Genomic DNA, 20,315 nt, shown 5'->3' with positions numbered 1-20,315 from the left:
CTTTCCGCGGTTTTTCGTTGATCAGGTCCCCTGTCCATGCCGCCTGACGCTGGCAGCGTGGGGTTGCGCCGTACCGGCGTGGGCCGGGCGCACTGACGAAGGGGGACGTCGATGGTGGGCGAGACGACGGCGGAGGCCAAGGTCACGGGCCTGGGGGCGACCACGCCGCTGGGCGGGGACGTGGCCTCCACCTGGGCGGGCATGCTCGAAGGACGCTCCGGGGTCACGGCACTCGAACAGGACTGGGCCGAGGGCCTGCCCGCGCGGATCGCCGGCCGGATGCCGGTGGATCCCGCCGAGGTGCTGGGCAGGGTGCGAGCCAGGCGGCTGGACCGCTGCCAGCAGGCCGCACTCGTCGCCGCCAGGGAGGCGTGGGCCGACGCCGGAGCTCCCGAGGTGGAGCCCGAGCGCCTGGCGGTGGTCATCGGCACGGGCGTCGGCGGGATGCTGACCACGCTCGACCAGGACGATCTCCTGGAGGCGTCCGGCCCGCGCAGGGTCTCGCCGTACACCATCCCCATGCTGATGCCGAACGGCGCCGCGGCCGTGATCAGCATGGAGTTCGGGGCCCGTGGCGGCGCCCACACGCCGGTGAGCGCGTGCGCCTCCGGGGCCGAGGCGATCGCGATGGGGCTGGACCTGATCCGCCTGGGCCGCGCCGACGTGGTGATCGCCGGCGGCACGGAGGCGTGCGTACATCCTCTGATCCTTGCCGGGTTCGCCCAGATCAAGGCGCTGTCCAAGCGTAACGACGCGCCGCAGGAGGCCTCCCGGCCGTTCGACGCCGGGCGTGACGGGTTCGTGCTGGGGGAGGGGGCCGGGGTGGTGGTGCTGGAACGCGCCGGGTTCGCCGCGGCTCGCGGCGCTCGGGCCCACGCCACGCTGGCCGGCGCGGGCACCACGTCCGACGCCCACCACATCACGGCCGCCGACGTGGGCGGGCAGGTCCGCGCGATGCGCCTGGCCCTGGCGGCGGCGGGCCTGGACCCGCTGGACGTCGGCCACGTGCACGCGCACGCCACCTCCACCCCGATCGGCGACGTGACGGAGAGCGCGTCGATCGCCGAGGCGCTGGGCACGCATCCCGCCGTCACCGCGACCAAGTCGATGACCGGCCACCTGTGCGGGGCCGCGGGGGCCGTCGGCGCGATCGCCGCCGTCCTCGCGCTCCGGGACGGCCTCATCCCCGCCACCCGCAACCTGGACCGCCTCGACCCCCAGGTCAAACTCGACATCGTCACCGGAGCCCCACGCCAGGGCAGGTGGACCGCGGCGATGACCAACGCCTTCGGCTTCGGCGGCCACAACACTTCTCTGGCCTTCACCCCCTGAGCCACCACCCACGGATTTCGCCGCCCGCAGAGTCTCGCCACCGCCCCGCCGCCCACCGAGCCTCTGCACCCGTGCTCGGCTCGCCCCGTGCTCGGCTCGCCCCAGGTCCGCGGGGTGGGGGCTCAGCGGGGGCGGTGGCCGTTGTTGAAGACCACGTTGACCACCACGATGGCGATCCAGATGGGGACGTACGCCGCGCCGCCCTCGTTGAACAGGGTGAGCGAGATCGTGGCGATCGTGCCCAGCGCCAGGGAGACGATCGCCAGGGCGAGCCGCTGGCCGTCGCGTGTCCGGTCGTACTTGGCCATGTCCTTGGCCTTGGGAGCCGCGGCCAGGCGCTCGTCCACCCGCCGGTCGACCTCCTGGCCCATCTTGTCGAGGAACGATTCGATGAGGGCGTCCTCGAAATCGGGGCCGAGGTCGCGGCGAGCGGACACTGCCGCCCGTAATTCATCTCCGGTGCTCATGTGTCGAGATATATCGCTATGCGCCCTATCGGGCAAGGATGTCGTCGAGGTTGTACGACACCGGCTGCTCCAGTTGCTCGTACGTGCACGACTGCGGGGTGCGGTCGGGCCGCCAGCGCCGCCACTGGGCGGTGTGCCGGAACCGGTCGCCCTCCATCTGGTCGTAGGCCACCTCGATCACCAGCTCCGGGCGGAGCGGGATGAACGACAGGTCCTTCTTGGCGTTCCAGCGCGAGATCGCCCCCGGCACCCGCTGACCGCCCGAGGCGGGGCCCGGCGCGGGCTGGCCGATGCCGGCCGCCGCCTGCTCGGCCCAGTGTCCCCACGGGTGCTCGCCGAGGTCGGCGATGTACGGCTTGAGCTCCTCCACCAGCTCGGCCCGGCGCGCCATCGGGAACGAGGCCGCCACGCCCACGTGGTGCAGCCTGCCGTCGTCGCCGTAGAGGCCGAGCAGGATCGAGCCCACGATGGGACCGGTCTTGTGCTCGCGGTAACCGGCGACCACCACGTCGGCGGTGCGCTCGTGCTTGACCTTGAACATCGTCCGCTTGTCCGGGATGTAGGGCTGGTCGCCCGGCTTGACGATGATGCCGTCGAGCCCGGCGCCCTCGAACATCTCGAACCACTCGGCCGCCTGCTCGTCGTTGGTCGTCACCGGCGTGAGCCGCACGGACCGGCCCTTCTCCGGGAAGATCTCCACCAGGCGCGCCCGGCGCTCCCTGAACGGCGTCTCCATCAGCGACTCGTCCCCGATCGCCAGCAGGTCGAAGGCCACGAAGGAGGCCGGGGTCCGCTCCGCGAGCATCTTCACCCGGGAGGCCGCCGGATGGATGCGCTGCTGCAACGCCTCGAAGTCGAGCTGCGCCCCCTGCGGCAGCACGATCTCACCGTCGACCACGCACTTGTCCGGGAGCTCCTGCTTGACGGCCTCGACCAGCTCGGGGAAGTAGCGGGTGAACGGCCGCTCGTTGCGGCTGCCGAGGTAGACCTCGTCCCCGTCGCGGAACACGATGCACCGGAACCCGTCCCACTTCGGCTCGTAGAACAGGTCGCCGTCCTGCCGGGGCATCGCCTTGATCGGCTTGGCCAGCATCGGCGCCACCGGCGGCCGCACCGGGAGGTCGAGCTCCGGGATCGGCTCGGGCTCCTTGACCTTCCTCTTCCGTCCGCCCGCCGGCTCCGCGACCGCCGCCACCGCCGGCTCCGCGAGGGCCTCCACCGGAGGCTCGGTGACGGCCTCCACCGGCGGCTCGGCAGGAGGCAGGTCTTCCGCCTGCGGTGGCATGGTCGGGTCTGTCATCGGCTCTGCTCCCTCGTATAGCGGCAGAAGAGGACCCCCTCCTCCTCCAGCACCTGCCTCAGCTCCAGCTTGACCTGCGACGGCTCGCCGTCGAGGATGCGCGCGGCGCTGCCGCCGAGCAGCAGCGGGCTGACCGACAGGCACAGCTCGTCGACCAGCCCGGCCGCCGCGAGCTGGGCGTTGATCCGCGGCCCGCCCTCGCACAGGATCCGGCTCAGGCCGCGCTCGTGCAGGTCGGCCACGGCCGTCCGCAGGTCCACGCCCTCGTCGCCGGCCACGATCACGTCGGCCACCTCGGCCGCGGCCTTGAGCCGGGCCGCGGGGGCGCTCGCGCAGGTCACGATGATGGTCCGGCTGACGCCGGTGAACAGCGGGCCGGTCAGGTCGAGGTCGAGGCCCCGGCTGACGACCGCGAGCGGCGGCGCGGCCGGCCTGCCCGCCCGGATCTCGCGCCACGACTCGCGCGGGTTGACGGCGGCGTACTGCTCGGCTCTGACCGTCGCGGCGCCCGCCATGATGACGTCGGCGAGCCCGCGCAGGACCCCGAAGACGCGCTTGTCGCCCTTGCTGGAGAGCCCGCCGGACAGCCCCTGCAGCCAGGCGGCGCCGTCGACGCTGGACACCATGTTGAGGCGCAGCCACGGTCGGTCCCCGGGGTAGGCGTAGGCCTGCTCGATGTCCGGGTTGTCTTCGATGTCGGGATGGATCCGGCGCACCCCTCTACCTTGGCACACCCCTGCGACAACTTACTGCGACGACCTACTGGGCCCGGGGCTGGCGCAGCACCTGCAGCGAGCGGGAGGTGACGGCGACCAGGTCACCGGGTTGCCAGGCGTCGTCGACGTACAGGTTGTCGCAGCTCTCGTCGTTGGTGTCGAGCACGGGCAGCCAGGCGCCGCCGAACGCCCCGCCGGGCAGGGTGAACGTCATGTCCTCGTGGTGGGCGTTGATCAGCAGCAGGAACGAGTCGTCCGTGATCCGTTCGCCGCGCGGCCCCGGCTCGGTGATGGCCTCGCCGTTGAGATAGACCATCAGCGACTTGGCGTAGCTGACGTGCCAGTCGCCCGCGGTCATCTCGGTGCCGCCGGGGGTGAGCCAGACCAGGTCGCGCTTGCCGTTGTCGGGATGGCGGCCGTGGAAGAAGCGGCGGCGCTGGAAGACCGGGTGCTCGCGGCGCAGCTTCGACAGCAGGCGGACGAACTCCAGCAGGTCGGACTCGGTGCGCAGATGCGACCAGTCGATCCAGGCGATCTCGTTGTCCTGGCAGTAGGCGTTGTTGTTGCCCCGCTGGGTGCGGCCGATCTCGTCGCCGTGGGAGAGCATCGGGACGCCCTGCGACAGGAAGAGCGTGGCCAGGAAGTTGCGGCGCTGGCGGTGGCGGAGCCGGACGATCTCCGGATCCTCCACCGGGCCCTCGGCGCCGCAGTTCCAGGAGCGGTTGTCGTTGGTGCCGTCGCGGTTGTCCTCGGCGTTGGCCTCGTTGTGCTTGCGGTCGTAGGACACGAGGTCGGTGAGGGTGAAGCCGTCGTGGCAGGTGACGAAGTTGATCGAGGCCACGGGACGGCGGCCGGAGGTCTCGTAGAGGTCGGCCGACCCGGTCAGCCGCGAGGCGAACTCCGGCAGCGCGGAGTGGGTGCCCCGCCAGAAATCTCGCACGGTGTCGCGGTATTTCCCGTTCCACTCCGTCCACAAAGGCGGGAAATTTCCGACTTGGTAGCCTCCGGGCCCCACATCCCACGGCTCCGCGATCAGCTTGACCTGCGAGATCACCGGATCCTGCTGGATGAGGTCGAAGAAGGCGCTCAGCCGGTCGACGTCGTGCAGTTCCCTGGCCAGCGCCGACGCCAGGTCGAAGCGGAACCCGTCGACGTGCATCTCCAGCACCCAGTAGCGCAGCGAGTCCATGATCAGCTGCAGCGCGTGCGGCGAGCGGACGTTGAGCGAGTTGCCGCAGCCGGTGTAGTCGAGGTAGTAGCGCCGGTCGTTGTCGTGGAGCCGGTAGTAGGCGGCGTTGTCGATGCCCCTGAAACCGAGGGTGGGCCCCATGTGGTCACCCTCGGCGGTGTGGTTGTAGACGACGTCGAGGATCACCTCGATCCCCGCCTCGTGCAGCGCCTTCACCATGGCCTTGAACTCGGGCACCTGCTCGCCGCGCGTGCCGGAGCCGGAGTAGCCGCCGTGCGGGGCGAGGTAGGCCATCGTGTTGTAGCCCCAGTAGTTGGTCAGCCCCCGCGCCACCAGGAAGTGCTCGGGCATGTAGTGGTGCACCGGCATCAGCTCGACCGCCGTCACCCCGAGCGAGAGCAGATGGTCGATGATCGCCGGATGCCCCACCCCCGCGTAGGTGCCCCGCAGCTCCTCGGGCACGCCGGGGTGGCGCATCGTCAGCCCCCGCACGTGCGCCTCGTAGATGACGCTCTCGTGGTACGGGGTCCGCGGGGACCGGTCGTTGCCCCAGTCGAAGAACGGATTGATGACCACGTTCTTCGGCATGTAGGGGGCGCTGTCGGCGGTGTTGAGCCGCGACGGATCGGTGAAGTGGTAGGGGAACAGCGCCTCGTTCCAGGTCAGCTCCCCGTCGACGGCCTTGGCGTAAGGGTCGAGGAGCAGTTTGGAGGCGTTGGTCCGGTGCCCGAGCACCGGGTTGTAGGGGCCGTGCACGCGATAGCCATAGCGCTGGCCCGGCATGATGCCGGGCAGGTAGCCATGCCAGACGAACCCATCCACCTCAGGAAGATCGACCCGCTCTTCGGAGCCGTCATCGTGGAAAAGGCACAGCTCAACTCGCTCGGCCACCTCGGAGAACACCGAAAAACTGGTGCCAACGCCGTCCCAGGTGCCGCCGAGTGGATAAGGTTCGCCCGGCCAGACTTCGCGCATGTGACTTGATTGTCGCATGCGATCGGGGCCTTACTAGAGCAGTTCGGCCTTCAGCGTGATCGTCGTCCCCGACAGGGCCTTGCTGACCGGGCAGTTCGCCTTGGCATCCGCGGCGGCGCTCTGGAACTGCTCGGCGGTGAGGCCGGGCACCTGGCCCTTCACGGTGATCACGATGCCGGTGATGCCCTCACCCGGCTGGAACGTGACGTCCGCGCTGGTCTGCAGCGACTCGGGCGGGGTGCCGGCGCCGGCCAGACCGTGCGCGAGCGCCATGGAGAAGCACGAGGAGTGGGCCGCCGCGATGAGCTCCTCGGGCGAGGTCTTGCCGTTGGCGGCCTCGGACCTGGACGGCCAGGAGACCTCATAGGTGCCGACACCGGAACTGTCGAGCGAAACCGTGCCCGAACCGTCGAGCAGAGCGCCCTTCCACTGCGTGGTCGCGGTGCGAGTCGTCGCCATGGTGATTCTCCTTCTGGTTAGCGGACTTCCGACATTATCTCGATCGAGCAACGTACCTGTGCACCGGCATCCGTCTGCCGTTTTCCGGCGAATAGTGGCATGCTCGGTTCGCGGCACACTCGCCGCCCAGGTCCGTATCACGGGAGTGTGGTGCCAGTGGAGGCGCCGTACGACGACCGTCTGCTGCACCAGCGGGTGGTCGGCGGCGACGAGGCCGCGCTCGGGGAGATCTACGATCGGCTGGCCTCGCTGATCTTCGGTCTGTCCCTGCGGGTCACCAGGGACCGGGTGATCGCCGAGGACATCACGCAGGAGGTGTTCCTGGTCTTCTGGGAACGCCCGCTGGCCTACGACCCCGAACGGGGCACGCTGCGGGCCTGGCTCGCCACCATCGCGCACCGCCGCGCCGTCGACCACGTCCGGGCGGAGGAGCGCCGTCGGGTCTCGGTGCTGGGCCCCCGGCTCTTCGAGCGCGATCCCGACAAGCTGGAGGACGTCGTGCTCGACGCCGACGAGGCTCGGCGGGTACGGCAGGCCGTCGAGGCGCTGCCCGGCGGGCTGCGCGAGGTCGTCGAGCTGGCCTATTTCGGCGGCAGGACCTACCGCCAGGTGGGCGAGGAGTTAGGGGTGCCCGAGGGCACGGCCAAGTCGCGCATCCGGCTGGCGCTGCGCCGGCTGGCGGACGCGCTGGCACAGGAAGAGGTGTGATGGATCCGCTCGAGCGTCTGTACGTGGACGCGCTGCTGGAGGACCCCGAGGAGCCGAAGCGGTCGCTGCGGCCGCAACTGCTGGCCGGGGCCAGGGCACGGCGCAGGCCGGCGGCCCCCACGGCCGACTGGGCGAGCCCGTACGCGGGCCGCGTCGCCGCCATGGACGCGCTGCTGGCCGCGGCCGTCGACGACGACTGGTCGCGCGTCATCGTCGAGGGCTGGACCCTGCAGGAGCTCGTCGCCCATCTGGCGGCCAAGGACGGCCTGCTCGCGGCCTCGGTCGGCGCGCCCGTGCTCGGCCCCCCGCTCACCGCCGGCGACTCCGCCTCTCGTACGGCCGACGTGCAGTCCTACGAGCGGGCCCGCAGCCCCGAGCAGACGCGCAGGGACTGGCGGGCCCAGGCCGACGCCCTGTGCCGCCACCTGGCGAACCTGCCCGCCTCCGCGCCCGCCGCCCTGGACGGCCTGAACGGCCCCGTGTCGGACCACATCCTGGCCAGGGCCCTGGAGACGTGGATCCACACCGACGACGCGGCCCGCACCGCGCGCATCCGCCTGCCGCGCCCGATCCCCGAGCACATCCACCCGACGGCGGACATGTGCGCCAGGCTCCTGCCCTGGACGATGCTGCTGTCGGGGCACGACGCGTCGGGCCGGACGCTCCTGCTGGAGCTCACCGGGCCGGGCGGCGGCGCGTGGCACCTCGCGCTCGGCGTCGAGGACGCCGCCGCCTCCGGCGAGCCGGACGCCCGCATCACGGCGGACGTGGTGGCCTTCTGCTTCCTGCTGGGCGGCCGCGGCGACGCCGGGACCTTCGACGCCGCCCTGGCGGGCGACGTCGCCCTGGCGCGCGACATCCTCACCACCGCCCCCGCCCTCTCCGGCCCCTGACCGCCCCCAGGGAGGGCGCGCCCGTCAGGCCTCGGGGGCTGGCTCGGTCACCAGGTCTCGGGCGTACTCGTCGTCGGACTCCGCCAGGACGCGCTTGACGCCCAGCTCGGCGCGGGCGTCGCCGCGTGCGGCCAGCCCGCGGGTGGCCTCGGCGACGGTACGCAGGTCGCCGTCGTCCAGGCGGTCGGCCAGGGCCTGCCTGAGCTCCGGGGTGTCGGCGTCGAGCCCGGCCAGGCCGGCCGTGGCCCAGTCGCGGACCTCGTCCTCCTCGTCGCGGGTCATCTCGATCAGCAGGGCCAGGCCTTCGGCGTGGTCCGGCGGCAGCACGTCCGCCAGCGCGATCGGGTCGGTCATCGTCCGCCGGTGCCCCTCGCGGCCGATGAGGTCCAGAACCTGCGGCAGGGCTCGCGGGTCGCCCTGGTGGCCGAGCGCGGACAGCACCGAGCGGAGCACCTGCGGGTTGCTCTCGGTGGTGGTCATCTTCTGCAGCAGCGGGAGCGTACGTTCGAGATAGGGCTTCTCATCCTCGGTCACGCCGAACTGGGCGATCGCGTCCACCCCGAACTCGCGCCGCCGGGCGTCCTCGCTCAGGCACAGCCAGGTCAGCGCCTCGTAGGTCTCGTCGTCGGCCCGCTTGATCAGCGTGTCGGCCACCACCCACCACGTCTCGGCGTCCTCGTCGATGTCGCGGTGCGCCAGGGCGCGGGCCACGAGCTCGTCGACCGGCGTGAAGACGTCGGTGGCCTCCTCCAGCAGGGTCGTGATCGCCGCGTGGCCGCGCTGGGCCTGCACCTGCTCCGTCTGCGAACCGTCGGGCGAGCGGCCCGCCACGGTGACCAGCTCGGTGCCGTCCTTGGCGAACTGGCGGGCGACGACGTACTCCCAGTCGTCCTGGGCGATCTGGTCGAGCAGCGCGCTCTCCAGGTGCACGCCCACCCAGTCGGAGGCGATGTCGAGCGGCAGGTCGCCGTCGCCGTCGTACTTCTGCGCGTCCGCCCCGGCCGCCAGCAGCTCGCGCACGACGCCGAGCGAGCCGCGCCTGGCGGCCAGCGTCAGGGGCGTGTCGCCGCCCTCGTTGGCGGCGTCGACGTCGGCCCCGGCTTCGAGCAGCAGCCTGACGGTGTCGGTGTTGCCGTTGGAGGCGGCCCAGAGCAGCGCGGTCCAGCCGCCGGCCTCCCTGCCGTCCACCTCGGCCCCGGCGGCCAGGAGCGCCTGGGCGACCTCGACCCGGTCCGTGGCGGCGGCGGCGCACAGCGGCAGGCCGCCGTCGCCCGTGTCCTCGCCTGCCTCGCTGGCGAGATTGGGGTCGGCGCCCTGGGCGAGCAGCTCGCTCACCTTCTCCGACTCGCCGTTCAACGCCGCACGGTAGAGCTGTTCCTCATGCATAAAAGGACCCTAGCCTGGCCCGGCCGCGCCGCGGGACCAGGCCGGGCCCCGATCGCTGGTACGTGGCTGACGCCGATAAGGGTTCAATCCATTTGATTGATGGTGATTCCTCCCATAGGAGGACCTCGTTCGGCGGGAAACGCGATATGTTGCGAGTATGAGTGACCCTGGGGAGGTAAGAGCCTCCGACGCCGAGCGGGAAGCCGTCGTGGAGCAGCTGCGTGAGGCCTCGGTCGAAGGCAGGCTGACGCTCGCCGAGCTGACCGACCGCACCGAGGCGGCCTACACCGCCACCACCCACGCCGAGCTCGCCCTGCTCACCCAGGACCTGCCGGAGGGCGCCCCGGCGCCCACCCCGGCGCAGCGGCATGAGGGCGGCAAGCGGCGGTGGTTCGTCGGCGTCATGGGCGACACCAAGCGGCGCGGCACCTGGCGGATCGACCAGGAGCTCGGCGCGGTGGCCGTGATGGGCGACGTGCTGCTGGACCTGCGCGAGGCCGAGGTGCGCACCGACACGGTCGAGATCCTGGCCGTCTCCGTGATGGGCGACGTCAAGATCATCGTGCCCGACGGCGTCAACGTCGACCTCGACGGCATGGCCATCATGGGCGACAAGCGCGTCGACGTGCAGGAGGCGATGCCCGGCACCAGCGCGCCGGTCGTCAGGGTGCGCGCCTACGCGGTGATGGGCGACGTCAAGGTCCTCGGCGACTCCCGTGTCAAGCCGCTCAAGCGGCGATGGGCGGCCTGGCGCGAGCACTGGCGGGAGCTGCACGGCGAGGACTGGCGCGACAGCGGCCGCTCCATCGGCCACTGAAGGGGCGCTGAAGGGGCGCTGAATGGGCGGCGCTGAAGGGCGCTGGATCGGCCTTGGAACCGGCCACTGACCCACGCCGCCGCTCTGATGGCCGTCTGAGCCCCGGCAGGGGTCAGGTCACGGGTTACGACGCCGCGAGGGTCGCCGGGCTTCCCAGGGCCGCCTCGTACCTCTCCAGCAGCACCTGGGCGAGCTCGGGCGCCGGTCCCAGCACGTCGGCGACCACGTCGGCGCCGGCCTCCAGGGTGGCGCGCCGCACCTTGTCGGCGAAGTAGCCCGGAGCCAGCAGGTAGGGGGCGACCGCCACGCGCGGCGCGCCCGCCCGCTTGAGCAGGGCGACCGCCTGCTCGGGCGCCGGGACCGCGGCCGAGGCGTAGGCGGGCGTCACGGCCCACCAGCCGCGGCCCCACGACCGGGCCATCCGGGCGACGACCGCGTTCGCGCGGGCGTCACTCGAACCGGCCGACACCAGCACCACCGCCGTGTCCGGGTCGCCGGGCGGCACGCCCGCCTCGGCCAGGCGCCGCTCCAGCGTCGCCGACAGCAGCGGGTGCGGCCCGAGCGTCGTGCCGTAGCGCACGCGCAACCGCGGCTCACGCGCCCTGGCCTCGTTGAGCGCCGCCGGCAGGTCCACCCTGCTGTGGTACGCCTCCGTCAGCAGCAGCGGCAGCACCACCGCCTCCCGCAGGCCGTGCAGCGCCTGCGCGAGCGTCGGGGTCGAATGGTCGAGGTAGGCGGTGCGCACCGGAACCCCCGGACGCGCCCGCCGTACCTCGTCCAGCAGCGCCTCCACCGTCGCGGCGGCGCGCGGATCACGCGACCCGTGCGCCACCGCCACCAGCGGAACGCCGCCCTGGCCCGCCCCGTCTGCCAACGGGACGGGCCACCGGCTGGGAGTTACAGGTGAATGCCGCATTCGACCTTCCCCAGCCCGGCCCAGCGACCACTGCGCGGGTCCTCGCCCTCGGCGACCTGGCGGGTGCACGGGGCGCAGCCGATCGAGGGGTAGTTGTCGTAGTGCAACGGGTTGATCAGCACCCCGTTGTCGGACATGTAGTTGTCGACGTCTTCCTGGGTCCACTTGGCGATCGGGTTGACCTTGACCATCTGCCGCTTGGCGTCCCACTCGACGACCTTGGTGCCGGTACGGCTGGTGGACTCGTCGCGGCGGATGCCGGAGATCCACGCCAGGTAGGGCTCCAGGGCGCGGTTGAGCGGCTCCACCTTGCGCAGGTAGCAGCACAGGTCAGGGTTGCGACCGAACAGGCGGGGACCGAGGTCGCGGTCCTGCTCCTGGACCGTGCGCGACGGCTTGACGTTGATCACGTTGACGTCGTACACCTGCTGGACCGCGTCGCGGGTGCCGATCGTCTCGGCGAAGTGGTAGCCGGTGTCGATGAACAGCACGTCCACGCCCGGCTTGACCCGGCTGACCAGGTCGATGAGCAGGGCGTCGCTCATCGAGGAGGTCAGGCAGAGCCGGTCCCCGAATGTGGCCGCGGCCCAGCGGATGATCTCGCGGGCGGAGGCGTCCTCCAGGAAGATGGCGGCGGACTCGACGATGTCCTGCAGGTCGAGAGTGCTCCGCTGCTGCCCCAATCCGACCTCGATGTCGACGAGCGTCATATGTTCACTCCGATTCCGAGAAATTTCAGCTTGAAGGCGCGGGAGCATGCCCGGCAGTACCAGCCGGCACCGGAGCCATGGGACCTGGCGGCGTCGGCCGCTTCCTCGTAGGGCTCCAGGTCCTCGTCTCCGCAGTAGGGGCAGTGGAAGGGAACGGCGCGGGTGGTCATTTCAGGTCCGCCTCGTCCGCGCGCTGCACCCAGTCGGCGAAGGTCTCGCCCTCCTTCTTCTGGGTGTCGAAGTGCGTCACCACCCGCGCCACATAGTCGGGCAGCGCCTCGGCGGTGGTCTTGAGGCCGCGCACCTTCCTGCCGAAGCCGGAGCTGACGCCGAGCGAGCCGCCCAGGTGGATCTGGTAGCCCTCGACCTGGTCGCCGTTCTCATCCAGGACGAGCTGACCCTTCAGGCCGATGTCGGCGGTCTGGATGCGGGCGCAGGAGTTGGGGCAGCCGTTGACGTTGATGGTGAGCGGCTGGTCGAACGACGGCAGCCGCTTCTCCAACTCGTCGATGAGGTGGGAGGCGGCGGCCTTGGTCTCGACGATGGCCAGCTTGCAGTACTCGATGCCGGTGCAGGCCATCGTCTGACGACGGAACGTGGACGGGTTCACCTGCAGGTCGGCCGCCTCCAGCTCGGCCACCAGTGAGTCGACCTGATCGGGAGCGACGTCCAGGATGACCATCTTCTGCTCGATCGTGGTGCGGACCCGGCCGGAGCCGTGCCGCTCGGCGATGTCGGCGATGGCGTGCAGCTTGTCACCGTCCAGGCGGCCCACCCGGGGGGCGAAGCCCACGTAGAAGTTGCCGTCCTTCTGGGGGAAGACGCCGACGTGGTCGCGGCGGTTGGCGCGCGGCAGCTCCGGGGCCGGTCCGTCGGGCAGCGCCTCCTTGAGGTACTCGGTCTCCAGCACCTCGCGGAATTTCTCCGCGCCCCAGTCGTTGACCAGGAACTTCAGCCGTGCCCGGTGCCGCAGCCGCCGGTAGCCGTAGTCACGGAAGATGCCGGCCACGGCGGCCCAGACGTCGCCGGTCCGGTCGGGCCGGACGAACACGCCCAGGCGCTTGGCCAGCATCGGGTTGGTCGACAGCCCGCCGCCGACCCATAGGTCGTAGCCCTTCTCGCCCTGCTCGTTGACCACGCCCACGAACGCCACGTCGTTGATCTCGTGCACGGTGCAGTGCGCCGGGCAGCCGCTCAGCGCGGTCTTGAACTTGCGCGGCAGGTTGGAGAAGGCCGGGTCGCCGATGTACGGCTTGATGCCGGCGATGTCGTCGGTGGCGTCGAGCACCTCATCGGCGTCGATCCCGGCCACCGGGCAGCCCAGGATGGTGCGCGGGGTGTCGCCGCACGCCTCGGTGGTCGACAGCCCGACGGCCTCCAGCCGCTCCCAGATGTCGGGCACCGACTCGATCTCGACCCAGTGCAATTGCACGTTCTGCCGGTCCGTCAGGTCGGCGGTGCCCCTGGCGTGGTCCTTGGAGATGTCCGCGATCGTGCGCAGCTGACGGAGGTCGAGCTGCCCGCCGTCGATGCGTATGCGCATCATGAAGTAGCGGTCGTCGAGCTCCTCGGGCTCCAGGATCGCCGTCTTGCCGCCGTCGATGCCGGGCCTGCGCTGGGTGTAGATGCCGTACCAGCGCATGCGGCCACGCAGGTCGGCGGGGTCGATCGAGTCGAAGCCCTGCTTGGAGTAGATGTCGATGATCCGCTGGCGGACGTTGAGGCCGTCGTCGTTCTTCTTGAGCTCTTCGTTCTTGTTGAGCGGCTCCCGGTAACCGAGAGCCCACTGGCCTTCGCCGCGCGGGCGCTTGTGATGCCTGCTGGCAGGGGTGCTCATTGCGCGTCCTTCTGGTTTATGGGCGCGCGCAGCGTTCCTCCTGCCTCGTCATCGAGTGCAGGGGACAAATGGAGAGATGCGACGCGCTCAGTCGTGAAAAATCGGCAGTTATCGGGCGTCGCAACAGATGGCACTGCGGACACGCAGAAGGTCGACGTGGCGTCGACCGACGAGCATGGGGTCCGCTGGCATGCTTAGAAGATACTCTGGCCCATCGGTATGTCCAAGACCGGGTCCACAGTCTGGACGTGATCATCCCTGGCGGGGCCAGTCCAGCGGGGACTCCTCGGCCTGTTTCGGGGGCTGGTGCTGGCAGTCGCACCAGGAGCCGCCCCGGCACTCCTCGTGGCGTCGGTCCTTGCAGTTCTCGCAGATCACACCTGCATTATTCTCCCCGAACAGGGCTCGCGTTAGGCTTCGGGCGTGGATCTCATGGCCGAGTTGCTCGACGACCTGCGCGCCGAAACCGCGAGCCTCGAAACCCTCCTGGATCGGCTGCGGCCACCGGACTGGGAGCTGCCCACCCCCGCCGCGGGCTGGGCCGTCCGCGACCAGGTGAGCCACCTGGCCTGGTTCGACGACGCCGCGAGCACCGCGGCCACCGACCCGGCCGCCTTCCAGGCCATGCTCGCCGACATGCTCGACACCGGCACCTCCGTGGACGACCTCGCGGTGCGGGCACGCGGGATGTCCCCGGCCGAGCTGCGCGCGTGGTTCGGCACGGCGCGGGCCCGCCTCATCGGCACGCTCACCCCGATCGAGCCGCGCCGCCGCCTGCCCTGGTACGGGATCGAGATGTCGGCGGCCTCCTTCGTCACCGCCCGCCTGATGGAGACCTGGGCCCACGGCCAGGACGTCGCCGACGCGGCCGGCGTCACCCGCGAGCCCACCGACCGGCTGCGGCACGTCGCGCGGATCGGGTTCATGGCCCTGCCCTACTCCTTCGCCGTACGCGGCCTGCCGGTGCCGGACCGGCCGGTGCGGGCCGAGCTCACCATGCCCGGCGGCGGGGAGTGGACGGCGGGCCCGCAGGACGCCGCCGACGTGGTGAGCGGCCCGATGCTCGACTTCTGCCTCGCCGTCACGCAGCGCATCCACGTCGCCGACACCGCCCTGCGGATCACCGGCGAGACGGCACGGGCGTGGATGCGGATCGCCCAGGCGTTCGCCGGGCCACCCGGGGAAGGACGAGGGCCACGATCGGGGTGATCCCTGATGAGCCGGGGACACACGCGGTGACATGCTGAAAGCATGCGCACCATCCTCAACGTCATCTGGCTCGTCTTCGCCGGGATCTGGCTGGCCCTCGGCTACGCCCTGGCCGGGATCATCTGCTGCATCCTCATCATCACGATCCCGTTCGGCGTGGCGTCGTTCCGGATCGCCGCCTACGCGTTGTGGCCGTTCGGCCGGACCGTGGAGCGCGACCCGGACGCCGGCGTCTTCTCGCTGCTGGGCAATGTCATCTGGTGCGTGGTCGCCGGGATCTGGCTGGCCATCGGGCATGTGGTCACGTCCATCCCGCTGTTCATCTCGATCATCGGCATCCCGATGGGCGTGGCGAACATCAAGATGATTCCCGTGTCGTTGCTACCGCTCGGCGCACGCATCGTCGACAACGACCAGAGCAGGACGTCCGGGACGTAAGCTGAACCGACGACTAACTGCGAAACAGCGTTGGGTGCGATGACGTCCACGGATGCGCCTAGCCGGTCCAAGAGGCGGCTCGCCGCTACTGCCCGAGCCGGCTTGAGCTGGATCAACGGTACGACGTCGTGGGCGCTTGTCCGCGCGACCACGAATGCGGGCGTGACCTACCGGGTGACCGGTCTGGCCGGTGAGGCGGCGTTCTTCGCGCTGCTGTCGCTGCCGCCGTTCGTGCTGGGCCTGATCGGCGTGCTGACCAAGATCGGCACCTGGATCGGCGGGCAGCAGGTGCGGGAGATCGAGGCCTGGGTCATCGACCGGGCCGGCCTGCTGTTCACCGAGGACACGATCACCAGTGTGGTCCGGCCGCTCCTCAGCGACGTGCTGAGGGACGACGCGGGCAAGGTGTCGATCATCTCGCTCGGCTTCCTGCTGTCGCTCTGGTCGGGCTCGCGCGCCCTGTACGTCTACGTCGACCTCATCTCCGTCGCCTACGGGCTGGGCGAGGAGCGCGGCATCATCCGCACCCGGCTGATGTCCTTCGGCCTCTACCTGATCGGCCTGGTCATCGGCATCATCGTGATGCCCATCCTGGTCATCGGCCCCACCCTGCTCAAGAGCGGTGTGCCGGCGCAGTACGGCGGCCTCATCGAGCTGCTCTACTGGCCGGTGGTGATCGTCGGCTCGGTGCTCTTCCTGACCGTCCTCTACCACGTGAGCGTGCCGGTGCGGACGAAGTGGTGGCGGGAGCTGCCGGGGGCCATCCTGGCGCTGCTCCTGTGGATCCTCTGCGCCGGCGTGCTGCGGGCCGTGCTGGCCGCCTGGTTCTCGCCCGCCTCGGTCTACGGCTCGCTGGCCGCGCCCATCGCGGTGCTGCTGTGGCTCTACATCACCGCGCTGGCCGTGCTCATCGGGGCGATCCTCAACGCCGAGGTGGACCGCCTCTCCGGCGGCGTCGGCCGCGCGAGGTAGCCGGCCGAGGACGCCCCGGCTCCAGGATCGAGCCTGGCCCACTTCCGATATCGTCGGAGGCGACGCGACTGGCGCATTGGGTGGGATCGACCACCGGGGAGCGGAAGGAGCGGAGGCCGTGCGCCTGGGTCTTCGCAAGATGTCAATGATGACAGGAGAGTCATGAGTTCTCTCGCTAGCGTCGACCCGCAGATCGCCGAGCTCATCCAGGCGGAGGAGCGCCGCCAGGCCGACACCGTCAAGCTGATCGCCTCGGAGAACTACGTCTCCAAGGCCGTGCTGGAGGCCACCGGCACCGTCCTGACCAACAAATACTCCGAAGGCTACGCAGGCAAGCGCTACTACGAGGGCCAGCAGGTCATCGACCAGGTCGAGACCGTGGCCATCGAGCGGGCCAAGGCGCTGTTCGGCGTCAACCACGCCAACGTCCAGCCCTACTCCGGCTCGCCCGCCAACCTGGCGATCTACATGGCGTTCCTGCAGCCGGGCGACACCGTGCTGGGCATGGGCCTGCCGTTCGGCGGCCACCTCACGCACGGCTGGTCGGTCTCCGCCACCGGCAAGTGGTTCACCCCGGTCCGCTACGGCGTCCGCCAGGACACCGGCCGCATCGACCTCGACGAGGTCAGGGAGCTGGCCCTGGAGCACCGGCCCAAGCTCATCTTCTGCGGCGGCACCGCCATCCCGCGCACCATCGACTTCGAGGGCTTCGCGGCCATCGCCCGTGAGGTGGGCGCCGTGCTGGCCGCCGACATCGCGCACATCGCCGGCCTCGTCGCCGGTGGCGCGCACCCGTCGCCCGTCGGCCACGCCGACGTCATCTCCACCACCACCCACAAGACGCTGCGCGGCCCGCGCGGCGCCATGCTCATGGCCACCAGCGACGAGCACGCCACCGCGCTCAACAAGGCCGTCTTCCCCGGTCTGCAGGGCGGCCCGCACAACCACACCACCGCGGCCATCGCGGTGGCGCTGCGCGAGGCCTCGACCGACGAGTTCAAGGCCTACGCCCACCAGGTGGTCGCCAATGCCAAGGCCCTGGCCGAGGAGCTCGCCGCGCGCGGCTTCGACCTGGTCTCCGGCGGCACCGACAACCACCTGATCCTGCTCGACCTCACGCCCAAGGGCATCGGCGGCAAGCCCGCCGCCCAGGCGCTCGACCGGGCCGGGCTGGAGACCAACTACAACTCCGTCCCGTTCGACACCCGCAAGCCGTTCGACCCGTCGGGCATCCGCATCGGCACGCCGTCGGTCACCTCGCGCGGCATGCGGGAGGCGGAGATGCGGCAGATCGGCGCCTGGATGGACGAGGTGGTCAGCGCCCTGGCCAAGGGCGACGCCGAGGACGTCATCACCCGCGTGCACCACGAGGTGAGCGAGCTCACCGCGCAGTTCCCCGCCCCCGGCCTGTAGGCCCCGCCGCGACGCCCCGCCGCACAGCCGTGCGGCGGGGCGTCGCCGTCCCGGCGCTCATGTACGGGCAGGCGCGCACCCTTGTCGGCCAGGCCGCCCCCATCTAAGGTAGGTTAGCCTAACCTTACTGTTGGAGCCCTGATGACCGAGCCTTTCCGGATGTTCGACGTGCGCGTACGAAATCTGGCGCCCCTGAGCCCGTCCTTCGCCCGCGTGACCTTCACCGGCGACGATCTCCAATTCTTCGCCGACAACGGGTTCGACCAGCGGATCAAGCTCATCATGCCGATCGCGGAGCACGGCCTGAGCCGCTTGCCGAACGGCCCCGGCTGGTATCAGCGCTGGCAGGCACTGCCCGACGATCAGCGTAATCCCATGCGCACCTACACCGTCCGCGCCGTACGCCCGTCCATGCGTGAAGTGGACATGGACGTGGTGCTGCACGGCGACGGCGGCGGGCCCGCCGCGCGGTGGGTCGGCGCCGCGCGGCCGGGGGACGAGGCCGTGCTGTTCGGCCCGGACGCCCGCCACGACGGCGGCCACGGCGGCGTGGAGTTCAAGCCCGCGGCCGACGTGAGCACGATCTTGCTGGCCGGCGACGAGACCGCGGTCCCCGCGATCCTCGCCATCCTGGAGCGCCTTCCGGCGGACACCGAGGGCGAGGCCCTGCTGGAGGTGCCGCACCAGGCCGACTTCCTGCCGGTCGACTCGCCCAGCCGGGTGAAGATCACCTGGCTGGCCAGAGAGGGCGCCGAGCACGGCGGCCGGCTGGTGCCCGAGGTGCGGTCGGCGGCCGGCCGGCTGCTCACCGCACCGGCGCCGACCGGCCCCGTCGAGGACGTCGACGTCGACGTCGACGAGCTGTGGGAGGTGCCCGAGGAGCCGGCGCGCTCCGGATCGCTCTACGCCTGGCTGGCCGGCGAGGCCTCGATGATCAGGACGCTCCGGCGGCACCTGGTCGCCGAGCGCGGCATGGACAGGCGCTCGGTGGCCTTCATGGGTTACTGGCGGATGGGCCGGGCGGAGAACGACTCCTGAAGCGTCACACTTCGACGGTCAGGATCTTGCGGCCCGCCGTGGTGACGACCTCGAAGCGGTCGATCTCGTCCTGCGTGAGGGCGGCGGCGCCGTGCATGTAGAGCGGGTCGGGTGAGCCCGGCACACCGTAGCCCGGGGTCGGCACCGCCCAGCCCATCATGATCCGGCGTTCGCCGTTCTTGCCCACAGCCACGAGCTCGCACTCCAGCGGCCCTTTGACGCCTGACAGTTCGAGCGCCGCGTGGGTGCCCCAGCCCTTCGACTCCAGCACCAGCCCGCCGCTCACCCCGTCGGCGCCGACGCCGGGCAGGGGCGTGCCCATGGCGTAGAACTGCTCGGCGGGCCCCATCTGCGCGCTGTGCGCGGCGGGCGGCGTCGCGCTCTGGCCGCCGAACTGGGCGCCGACCGTGAGTCCGCCCACCACCAGGGCGATGGAGGCCGCCACGCCGATCAGAAACGTGCTCCTGCGGGTGCGCCGGTCGGCGGCCTGCTTGCGGCGGAGCAGGTCGATCACCTCGGCCGGCCGTTCCCGGAGAGGAGGGGCGGTCTCCACGGGCCCGAGCCCGGTCAGCGCGCTGGCCACGCCGGACAGCTCCGACAGCTCCACCTCGCAGGACCGGCAGCGGAGAAGGTGGGCCTCGAAGGCCAGCCGGTCGTCTTCGTCCAGCAGTCCCAGGGCGTAGGCGCCCACGTCGGTGTGCTCCACTCGCGAGGTCACGCCGTCACCCCCCTCTCCTCGAGCGCGACCCGCAGGGCGCGGACCGCGTAGTAGACCCGGGACTTCACGGTGCCCACGGGGATGCCCAGCGTCTTGGCGGCGTCGTTGACCGACCGGTCGCGCAGGATCGTCTCGTTGAGGATCTCGCGATGGGCCGGTGACAACGCCTTGAGCGCCTCGGACACGACCACCTGGTGCAGGAGACCCTCCATTTCGTCGGGCACGGGCAAACTCGCCAGCGGTCCGTCGCCCGACTCCTGGGGCCGGGCCTCGCGTCGCCGCCGGTCATCGATCACGATACGTCTGGCCACCGTCGCGAGCCAGGGCATGAGCGAGGTCGCCTCCGGATCGAGCCGCTCCGCGCTGCGCCAGGCCCGGATCATGGTCTCCTGTACGACGTCCTCCGCCCACTGCCTGTCACCCCCGGTCAGACGGATCACGAAGGCCAGCAACGGCCGGTGGTACTGCTGGTAGAGCGCGGACACGATCACGTCCGGGTCGGGGCGCACGCGCCTCAGCCAGTGGCGTAACCGCGGCTTGCCCATGGGGGCTGCTCCCTCGGCCGAGGGTGGGGGATACGTGCTCAGTCGCATCATTCCCCTTTCTCGAGTCCGTCGGCAGGAAGTACGGCCGGCATACCCGTCCGGGTTCAATCGATCGGGCGTCAATGCGCGCGACGGGCCGAAAATCGGATTGCGTCCCCGGGGGCGGGTGCGTAGAGTCACCTCAGCGACTGAGCGAGGAGGTGGGGACCATGCGGACTGTGCTGTTCGGCATGCCGTCCATCAGCCTCCGGGTGCGCGCTTAGACCACCCGGGTTCC

At 70.9% G+C, this 20,315-nt stretch carries 21 protein-coding genes; 9 read left to right on the top strand and 12 right to left on the bottom strand.

The window, feature by feature from the left end:
* Positions 1-111: 111 nt before the first annotated feature.
* Complete coding sequence (locus ACIBQX_RS09900) at positions 112-1,332, top strand: beta-ketoacyl-[acyl-carrier-protein] synthase family protein (protein ID WP_397002592.1); 1,221 nt, start codon at positions 112-114, stop codon at positions 1,330-1,332.
* A 122-nt stretch (positions 1,333-1,454) separates the two neighbouring features.
* Here ACIBQX_RS09900 and ACIBQX_RS09895 read toward each other — a convergent pair whose 3' ends face one another.
* From ACIBQX_RS09895 to ACIBQX_RS09875, 5 genes are all read right to left on the bottom strand, one after another.
* Positions 1,455-1,799: a hypothetical protein gene (locus ACIBQX_RS09895; protein WP_397002590.1), complete on the bottom strand. Its 345-nt coding sequence runs from the start codon at positions 1,797-1,799 to the stop codon at positions 1,455-1,457.
* 25 nt (positions 1,800-1,824) lie between these two features.
* The gene (locus ACIBQX_RS09890; protein ID WP_397003849.1) at positions 1,825-2,892 is read right to left on the bottom strand and encodes an ATP-dependent DNA ligase; all 1,068 of its coding nucleotides are present in this window, start codon (positions 2,890-2,892) and stop codon (positions 1,825-1,827) included.
* Between the two features lie 203 nt (positions 2,893-3,095).
* On the bottom strand, positions 3,096-3,815 hold the full coding sequence (locus tag ACIBQX_RS09885) for a pyrimidine reductase family protein (protein ID WP_397002588.1): 720 nt from the start codon (positions 3,813-3,815) through the stop codon (positions 3,096-3,098).
* Positions 3,816-3,858: 43 nt separating this feature from the next.
* Positions 3,859-5,979: a glycogen debranching protein GlgX gene (glgX, locus tag ACIBQX_RS09880; RefSeq protein WP_397002586.1), complete on the bottom strand. Its 2,121-nt coding sequence runs from the start codon at positions 5,977-5,979 to the stop codon at positions 3,859-3,861.
* 33 nt (positions 5,980-6,012) lie between these two features.
* Entirely contained in the window at positions 6,013-6,438 is a 426-nt protein-coding gene (locus ACIBQX_RS09875) for an OsmC family protein (RefSeq protein ID WP_397002584.1), read from the bottom strand.
* A 147-nt stretch (positions 6,439-6,585) separates the two neighbouring features.
* Here ACIBQX_RS09875 and ACIBQX_RS09870 point away from each other — a divergent pair, with 147 nt between their 5' ends.
* Both ACIBQX_RS09870 and ACIBQX_RS09865 read left to right on the top strand, forming a co-directional pair.
* Positions 6,586-7,146, top strand: coding sequence for a sigma-70 family RNA polymerase sigma factor (locus ACIBQX_RS09870; protein ID WP_397002582.1), 561 nt, complete (start codon positions 6,586-6,588; stop codon positions 7,144-7,146).
* Positions 7,146-8,039 (top strand): maleylpyruvate isomerase family mycothiol-dependent enzyme, encoded by an 894-nt coding sequence (locus ACIBQX_RS09865; RefSeq protein WP_397002580.1) that lies wholly within the window; start codon positions 7,146-7,148, stop codon positions 8,037-8,039. The genes ACIBQX_RS09870 and ACIBQX_RS09865 overlap by 1 nt, the downstream gene beginning before the upstream one ends.
* 24 nt (positions 8,040-8,063) lie before the next feature.
* Here the strand turns inward: ACIBQX_RS09865 and ACIBQX_RS09860 are convergent, their stop codons facing one another.
* A complete protein-coding gene (locus ACIBQX_RS09860) occupies positions 8,064-9,425 on the bottom strand; it encodes an ankyrin repeat domain-containing protein (protein ID WP_397002578.1) in 1,362 nt (453 codons plus the stop codon).
* 157 nt (positions 9,426-9,582) lie between these two features.
* Here ACIBQX_RS09860 and ACIBQX_RS09855 point away from each other — a divergent pair, with 157 nt between their 5' ends.
* Complete coding sequence (locus tag ACIBQX_RS09855) at positions 9,583-10,242, top strand: DUF1707 domain-containing protein (protein WP_397002576.1); 660 nt, start codon at positions 9,583-9,585, stop codon at positions 10,240-10,242.
* A gap of 124 nt (positions 10,243-10,366) precedes the next feature.
* Here ACIBQX_RS09855 and ACIBQX_RS09850 read toward each other — a convergent pair whose 3' ends face one another.
* The 4 genes from ACIBQX_RS09850 to ACIBQX_RS09835 all read right to left on the bottom strand — a co-directional run bounded on the left by ACIBQX_RS09850 (position 10,367) and on the right by ACIBQX_RS09835 (position 13,897).
* Entirely contained in the window at positions 10,367-11,116 is a 750-nt protein-coding gene (locus ACIBQX_RS09850; protein WP_397002574.1) for a sirohydrochlorin chelatase, read from the bottom strand.
* A gap of 23 nt (positions 11,117-11,139) precedes the next feature.
* Positions 11,140-11,868 carry a phosphoadenylyl-sulfate reductase gene (locus ACIBQX_RS09845; protein WP_397002572.1) on the bottom strand — a complete coding sequence of 243 codons (729 nt, stop codon included), beginning with the start codon at positions 11,866-11,868 and terminating at the stop codon, positions 11,140-11,142.
* A gap of 166 nt (positions 11,869-12,034) precedes the next feature.
* Positions 12,035-13,705 carry a nitrite/sulfite reductase gene (locus tag ACIBQX_RS09840; RefSeq protein ID WP_397002570.1) on the bottom strand — a complete coding sequence of 557 codons (1,671 nt, stop codon included), beginning with the start codon at positions 13,703-13,705 and terminating at the stop codon, positions 12,035-12,037.
* Positions 13,706-13,813: 108 nt separating this feature from the next.
* A complete protein-coding gene (locus tag ACIBQX_RS09835; RefSeq protein ID WP_354532976.1) occupies positions 13,814-13,897 on the bottom strand; it encodes a putative leader peptide in 84 nt (27 codons plus the stop codon).
* 240 nt (positions 13,898-14,137) lie between these two features.
* Between ACIBQX_RS09835 and ACIBQX_RS09830 the strand changes: the two genes are divergently transcribed.
* From ACIBQX_RS09830 to ACIBQX_RS09810, 5 genes are all read left to right on the top strand, one after another.
* On the top strand, positions 14,138-14,914 hold the full coding sequence (locus tag ACIBQX_RS09830) for a TIGR03084 family metal-binding protein (protein ID WP_397003847.1): 777 nt from the start codon (positions 14,138-14,140) through the stop codon (positions 14,912-14,914).
* 42 nt (positions 14,915-14,956) lie between these two features.
* On the top strand, positions 14,957-15,352 hold the full coding sequence (locus ACIBQX_RS09825) for a YccF domain-containing protein (protein ID WP_397002568.1): 396 nt from the start codon (positions 14,957-14,959) through the stop codon (positions 15,350-15,352).
* 162 nt (positions 15,353-15,514) lie between these two features.
* The gene (locus tag ACIBQX_RS09820; RefSeq protein WP_397002566.1) at positions 15,515-16,324 is read left to right on the top strand and encodes a YihY/virulence factor BrkB family protein; all 810 of its coding nucleotides are present in this window, start codon (positions 15,515-15,517) and stop codon (positions 16,322-16,324) included.
* Positions 16,325-16,486: 162 nt separating this feature from the next.
* On the top strand, positions 16,487-17,737 hold the full coding sequence (gene glyA, locus ACIBQX_RS09815) for a serine hydroxymethyltransferase (RefSeq protein ID WP_397002564.1): 1,251 nt from the start codon (positions 16,487-16,489) through the stop codon (positions 17,735-17,737).
* Between the two features lie 141 nt (positions 17,738-17,878).
* Positions 17,879-18,775 carry a siderophore-interacting protein gene (locus ACIBQX_RS09810; protein ID WP_397002562.1) on the top strand — a complete coding sequence of 299 codons (897 nt, stop codon included), beginning with the start codon at positions 17,879-17,881 and terminating at the stop codon, positions 18,773-18,775.
* Positions 18,776-18,779: 4 nt separating this feature from the next.
* On the opposite strand, the gene ACIBQX_RS09805 is transcribed toward ACIBQX_RS09810, so the two are convergent.
* Together ACIBQX_RS09805 and ACIBQX_RS09800 are read right to left on the bottom strand one after the other, a co-directional pair.
* Positions 18,780-19,493 (bottom strand): anti-sigma factor family protein, encoded by a 714-nt coding sequence (locus tag ACIBQX_RS09805; RefSeq protein ID WP_397002560.1) that lies wholly within the window; start codon positions 19,491-19,493, stop codon positions 18,780-18,782.
* Positions 19,490-19,978 carry a sigma-70 family RNA polymerase sigma factor gene (locus ACIBQX_RS09800; protein ID WP_397003845.1) on the bottom strand — a complete coding sequence of 163 codons (489 nt, stop codon included), beginning with the start codon at positions 19,976-19,978 and terminating at the stop codon, positions 19,490-19,492. Before ACIBQX_RS09800 ends, ACIBQX_RS09805 begins: the two co-directional genes overlap by 4 nt.
* Between the last annotated feature and the right edge of the window lie 337 nt (positions 19,979-20,315).

This window comes from Nonomuraea sp. NPDC049714 (assembly GCF_044465295.1).
In the GTDB taxonomy this organism is placed as follows: Bacteria; Actinomycetota; Actinomycetes; order Streptosporangiales; family Streptosporangiaceae; genus Nonomuraea.
Note: the sequence above shows the minus strand (reverse complement) of the source record. Positions and strands in the feature narration are given on the sequence as shown.

What these genes read in the sequence shown, in the direction of transcription:
- ACIBQX_RS09875 (WP_397002584.1), bottom strand. Translation starts at nt 6,438, where the DNA reads ATGGCGACGACTCGCACCGCGACCACGCAGTGGAAGGGCGCTCTGCTC.
- ACIBQX_RS09810 (WP_397002562.1), top strand. Translation starts at nt 17,879, where the DNA reads ATGACCGAGCCTTTCCGGATGTTCGACGTGCGCGTACGAAATCTGGCG.
- ACIBQX_RS09835 (WP_354532976.1), bottom strand. Translation starts at nt 13,897, where the DNA reads ATGCCAGCGGACCCCATGCTCGTCGGTCGACGCCACGTCGACCTTCTG.
- ACIBQX_RS09855 (WP_397002576.1), top strand. Translation starts at nt 9,583, where the DNA reads ATGAGTGACCCTGGGGAGGTAAGAGCCTCCGACGCCGAGCGGGAAGCC.
- glgX (WP_397002586.1), bottom strand. Translation starts at nt 5,979, where the DNA reads ATGCGCGAAGTCTGGCCGGGCGAACCTTATCCACTCGGCGGCACCTGG.
- ACIBQX_RS09830 (WP_397003847.1), top strand. Translation starts at nt 14,138, where the DNA reads ATGGCCGAGTTGCTCGACGACCTGCGCGCCGAAACCGCGAGCCTCGAA.
- ACIBQX_RS09840 (WP_397002570.1), bottom strand. Translation starts at nt 13,705, where the DNA reads ATGAGCACCCCTGCCAGCAGGCATCACAAGCGCCCGCGCGGCGAAGGC.
- ACIBQX_RS09860 (WP_397002578.1), bottom strand. Translation starts at nt 9,425, where the DNA reads ATGCATGAGGAACAGCTCTACCGTGCGGCGTTGAACGGCGAGTCGGAG.
- ACIBQX_RS09900 (WP_397002592.1), top strand. Translation starts at nt 112, where the DNA reads ATGGTGGGCGAGACGACGGCGGAGGCCAAGGTCACGGGCCTGGGGGCG.
- glyA (WP_397002564.1), top strand. Translation starts at nt 16,487, where the DNA reads ATGAGTTCTCTCGCTAGCGTCGACCCGCAGATCGCCGAGCTCATCCAG.
- ACIBQX_RS09895 (WP_397002590.1), bottom strand. Translation starts at nt 1,799, where the DNA reads ATGAGCACCGGAGATGAATTACGGGCGGCAGTGTCCGCTCGCCGCGAC.
- ACIBQX_RS09825 (WP_397002568.1), top strand. Translation starts at nt 14,957, where the DNA reads ATGCGCACCATCCTCAACGTCATCTGGCTCGTCTTCGCCGGGATCTGG.
- ACIBQX_RS09845 (WP_397002572.1), bottom strand. Translation starts at nt 11,868, where the DNA reads ATGACGCTCGTCGACATCGAGGTCGGATTGGGGCAGCAGCGGAGCACT.
- ACIBQX_RS09865 (WP_397002580.1), top strand. Translation starts at nt 7,146, where the DNA reads ATGGATCCGCTCGAGCGTCTGTACGTGGACGCGCTGCTGGAGGACCCC.
- ACIBQX_RS09890 (WP_397003849.1), bottom strand. Translation starts at nt 2,892, where the DNA reads ATGCTGGCCAAGCCGATCAAGGCGATGCCCCGGCAGGACGGCGACCTG.